The sequence below is a fragment of the Stenotrophomonas sp. STEN030 genome (genome assembly GCF_056759995.1).
Genome location: NZ_JBRREB010000104.1, coordinates 1 through 4,525, shown reverse-complemented (window position 1 = coordinate 4,525; position 4,525 = coordinate 1). Strand labels below are relative to the sequence as shown.

General features: G+C 65.9%; 3 protein-coding genes. 2 read left to right on the top strand and 1 reads right to left on the bottom strand.

The genetic code is table 11. From position 1 onward, the window contains the following. Window positions 1-114: 114 nt before the first annotated feature. Window positions 115-1,779: an ATP-dependent RNA helicase RhlB gene (gene rhlB, locus ACVOLR_RS19835; RefSeq protein WP_481537958.1), complete on the bottom strand. Its 1,665-nt coding sequence runs from the start codon at window positions 1,777-1,779 to the stop codon at window positions 115-117. 196 nt (window positions 1,780-1,975) lie between these two features. Between rhlB and trxA the strand changes: the two genes are divergently transcribed. Together trxA and rho are read left to right on the top strand one after the other, a co-directional pair. Further along, complete coding sequence (gene trxA / locus ACVOLR_RS19830; RefSeq protein ID WP_057628040.1) at window positions 1,976-2,305, top strand: thioredoxin TrxA; 330 nt, start codon at window positions 1,976-1,978, stop codon at window positions 2,303-2,305. A gap of 256 nt (window positions 2,306-2,561) precedes the next feature. Next, window positions 2,562-4,319 (top strand): transcription termination factor Rho, encoded by a 1,758-nt coding sequence (gene rho, locus ACVOLR_RS19825; protein WP_481537957.1) that lies wholly within the window; start codon window positions 2,562-2,564, stop codon window positions 4,317-4,319. Window positions 4,320-4,525 lie beyond the last annotated feature (206 nt).

Genomic DNA, 4,525 nt, shown 5'->3' with positions numbered 1-4,525 from the left:
GCGGAAAGGGGCTCTATCGGTAGAGCCTCTGCCGAGCAGGGCTCGGCACTACATTTGCGGCATTGCTGGTAAAGGCCCTGCCGAGCATGGCTCGGCACTACAGGCTCGCGGCGATCAGCTGCCGGACAGCATCCGGCGGATCTTGCGGCCCAGGCGGGTCAGGAACGAATCGCTGTCGTTACCAGCACGCATCGGCTTGGCCTGTACCTGCACCGGACCGTTGTTGCTGGCCACTGCCGGTGCTGCACCCTCGGCACCCTCGACCGGGCGACCGTGACGACGACGGCGACGCTTGCGCGGTGCGCGCTCACCTTCCACTGCCGGGCTGTTGGCGGCGTTCGGCGCGCCTTCGGCGGCCGGACGCGGCGGCTTGGGCGCGGCTTCGGCATTGGCCGGGGTGCCTTCGACGCGCGGCTTGCGCGGCGGACGCGGCTTGCCGTCGGCGCTGCGCTCGCCACGGCGTTCACCGGGCTTGCCACCGCTGCGACCACCACCACGACGGGCTTCGTCAGCGGCCTTCTGCTCGCGGGCTTCGCGGAAGATGGCGCCAACGCTTTCACCTTCTTCGCCTTCCGGCAGCGGCGCACGTTCGGGACGCGGCAGCGCAGTCATCAGCTCGGTGGTGACCGCTTCGACCGGGATCTTCTGCTCGATGTAGGCCTCGATGTCCGGCAGGCTCATCGCGTAGCGCTCGCAGGCGAAGCTGATCGCATCGCCTTCTTCGCCCAGGCGCGCGGTACGGCCGATACGGTGCACGTAGTCTTCGGCGTCGAACGGCAGGTCGTAGTTGTAGACGTACTTGATACCGTCGATATGCAGGCCGCGTGCGGCCACATCGGTGGCCACCAGGATTTCCAGCTGGCCCTTCTGGAAGCGGTTGAGCAGGCTCTCACGCTTCTTCTGCGGCACGTCGCCGGACAGCACGCCAACGCGGTAACCGGCACGTTCCAACGCGCGCGCAACACGCTCGACGAATACCTTGGTATTGACGAACACCATGGTGCGCGCGCCTTCGCTGCGCGACAGCAGGCCGATCAGCAACGGCAGCTTTTCTTCGTCAGCCGGGAAGTAGATGCGCTGGCGGACGCGGTCGGCGGTGATGCTTTCGGTCTCCACCACCAGCTTCTGCGGCTCGTTCATGTGCTCGTAGGCCAGCTCCAGCACGCGGTGGCTGAGGGTGGCACTGAACAGCAGGGTCTGGCGCGTGGTGCGCTCCGGCATGCGCCGCAGCAGGAAGCGGATGTCCTTGATGAAGCCCAGGTCGAACATGCGGTCGGCTTCGTCCAGCACGCAGATTTCGCAGGCGTGCAGCGAAACCACCTTGTGCTGCTTGACGTAGTCGATCAGGCGGCCGGGGGTGGCGATGATCACGTCCACGCCCTGCTGCAGCAGCTCGCGCTGCTTGTCGTAATCCACACCACCGTAGACCAGCGCGAAGCGCAGGCCGGTGTCGGCGGCGAACTTCATCGCGTCCTTGTGGATCTGGATGGCCAGCTCGCGGGTCGGCGCCAGGATCAGCGCGCGCGGATCTTCCGGCTTGCGGTCAGCCAGCGCCGGACGGGTCAGCAGGCGGTTGGCGACGGCGACCAGGAAGGCCAGCGTCTTGCCGGTGCCGGTCTGGGCCTGGCCGGCGACGTCGCCGCCCGGCAAAGCCACCGGCAGGGTCAGCGCCTGAATGGGGGTACAGCGGGTAAAACCCGCGCCTTCTAGGCCTGCCAGCAGCGAAGGCTGCAGGTCGAAGGAGGAAAACGTTACGTCGGTTAGCGGTTTGTCGCTCATTGTTTTCGTCTTTGTAGTGCCAGCCGGTCAGTGTGGCCGGGCAGCTTGCATCGATTCGGGCACCGTCGCACACTGCGGCCCCTGCGCCGGGTCGCGCGACACCTGGGCCCTGCCCACTGTCCGCGCAATGCCCCAGTTTACCGCAATGCGACCGCCAACCCGGCATGGGCAGTCGCATTGCACCAGGAGACTCCAAGTGAGCGATAAGGTTTTACACGTCGGCGACGCCGACTTCGACAGCGCCGTCCTGCAATCGAGCGAACCGGTCCTGGTGGATTTCTGGGCTGAATGGTGCGGCCCGTGCAAGATGATCTCCCCGGTCCTGGACGAATTGGCTGATGCCTATGACGGCAAGCTGAAGATCGCCAAGGTCAATGTGGACGAGAATCGCGCCACCGCGATCAAGTACCACGTGCGCTCGATCCCGATGCTGCTGCTGTTCAAGGATGGCCAGATCCAGGCCACCCAGATCGGCGCAGTCGGCAAGGGCCAGCTGAGCCAGATGATCGACAAGGCGCTGGTCTGATCAAGCAAGGCCCGGCGGCGTCCTGCCGCCGGCCATTGGGCCGCCACAGCGCGGCCCGCCTGGTCTATTTGGCCGCCATACCGCGGCCCAACAGGGTTTTGCAGGCGCTTGCACCGCCGCGCTTGGCGGTGTTAGTGTCGCTACATCCGGCAGCATTCGCGTGCCGCACCCTCTGGACGGGTTCTCGTCCGGACCATCCCAACCAGTTCGCAGCCCCGCAGGGCGCTCGCACGTCTAAGCGAGAGGAATCAAGCACTTGTCCGAGAACACTCCTTCCGAAACCGGGAGCACCGACGCTCCTGTCGAGAAGCGCGTGCGCAAGCCGCGTGTTGCCAAAGCAGTTGAAAGCGCCGACAGCGGTGCCTCTGCCCCCGCCCAGCCGGCCCTGCCGTTGCCAGCTGCTCCGGCCGCCCCGGCGCCGGTAGCCGCCGCACCTGCACCTGCCCCCGTTGCTCCGCCTCCCGCGCCCGCCGCGCCGGCGTCCAGCAATGAAGGCCAGGCCCCGGCCGCAGCCTCTGGCGACAACGCCCCGCAGGGTGGCCAGGACGGCGGTGAAGGCAACAACCAGCAGCGTTACGGCCAGAACAATCAGCAGGGCCAGGGCCAAGGTCAGGGCAACCGCCGCGACCGGTTCCGCAACCGTCGCGACCGTGACCGCAACCGTCCGCGTGACGACAACGGCATGGGCAACGAAGGCGGTAACGACAATTTCGTTCCGCGCTCGATGCCGAGCGTGCCGGAAGGCTTCCCGGTCTATTCGCTCAGCGATCTGAAGCGGATGCCGGCGCAGAAGCTGCTGGAAATCGCCGAGCAGCTGCAGATTTCCGAAGGCGTGGCACGTGCCCGCAAGCAGGACGTGATCTTCGCCCTGCTCAAGGTGCTGACCCGCCATGGCGACGGCGTCGCCGCCGACGGTGTGCTGGAAATCCTGCCGGACGGCTTCGGCTTCCTGCGCGCCTTTGAAGCCAGCTACCTGGCCGGCCCGGACGATACCTATATCTCGCCGAGCCAGATCCGCCGCTTCAACCTGCGCACCGGCGACCATCTTTCTGGCCGCATCCGCTTCCCGAAGGACGGCGAGCGTTACTTCGCCCTGTCGATCGTGGACACCATCAACGGTGAGCCGATCGAAGCATCGAAGAACAAGGTGCTGTTCGAAAACCTGACCCCGCTGTTCCCGCGCAAGCGCTTCACGCTTGAGCGCGGCAACGGCTCCTCGGAAGACATCACCGGTCGCATCCTCGACCTGATGGCACCGCAGGGCAAGGGCCAGCGCGCCCTGATCGTCTCGCCGCCGAAGGCCGGTAAGACGATGATGATGCAGCAGATCGCTACTGCCATCACCACCAACCACCCGGAAGTGCACATGATCGTGCTGCTGGTGGATGAGCGTCCGGAAGAAGTGACCGAAATGCAGCGCACCGTGCGCGGCGAAGTGGTCTCCTCGACCTTCGATGAGCCGGCCGCGCGCCACGTGCAGGTTGCCGAAATGGTGATCGAGCGGGCCAAGCGCCTGGTCGAACACAAGAAGGACGTGGTGATCCTGCTCGACTCGATCACCCGCCTGGCCCGCGCCTACAACAACGTCGTGCCCAGCTCCGGCAAGGTCCTGACCGGTGGTGTGGACGCCAACGCCCTGCACCGCCCGAAGCGTTTCTTCGGTGCTGCACGTAACGTTGAAGAAGGCGGCTCGCTGACCATCATCGCTACCGCGCTGGTTGAAACCGGCTCGAAGATGGACGAAGTGATCTACGAAGAATTCAAGGGCACCGGCAACAGCGAAGTGCATTTGAACCGTCGTATCACCGAGAAGCGCGTGTACCCGGCCATCGACATCAACCGTTCCGGCACCCGCCGCGAAGACCTGTTGATCGAACCGGAGCTGCTGCAGAAGATCTGGATCCTGCGCAAGCTGCTGCACCCGATGGACGAAATCGCCGCGATGGAGTTCCTGCTCGACAAGATGAAGAACACCAAGTCCAACGACGAGTTCTTCGGCTCGATGAAGCGCTGATTCCGGTTGGAGTTGGCTGCAGGCAAAAACCCCGCGCAAGCGGGGTTTTTGTTGTGTATTGATTGGGCCGGCGATGCCGGCTTCGCGGCGCTCGCCCCACCTGTAGTGGGGGGGGGGGGGGGGGGGGGGGGGGGGGCGGGGGGCGAGGCCGGCCGGCCGCGCCGGCCGCCGGGAGCCCGACCCGAGACCGGCCGAGCGGGCGTGCG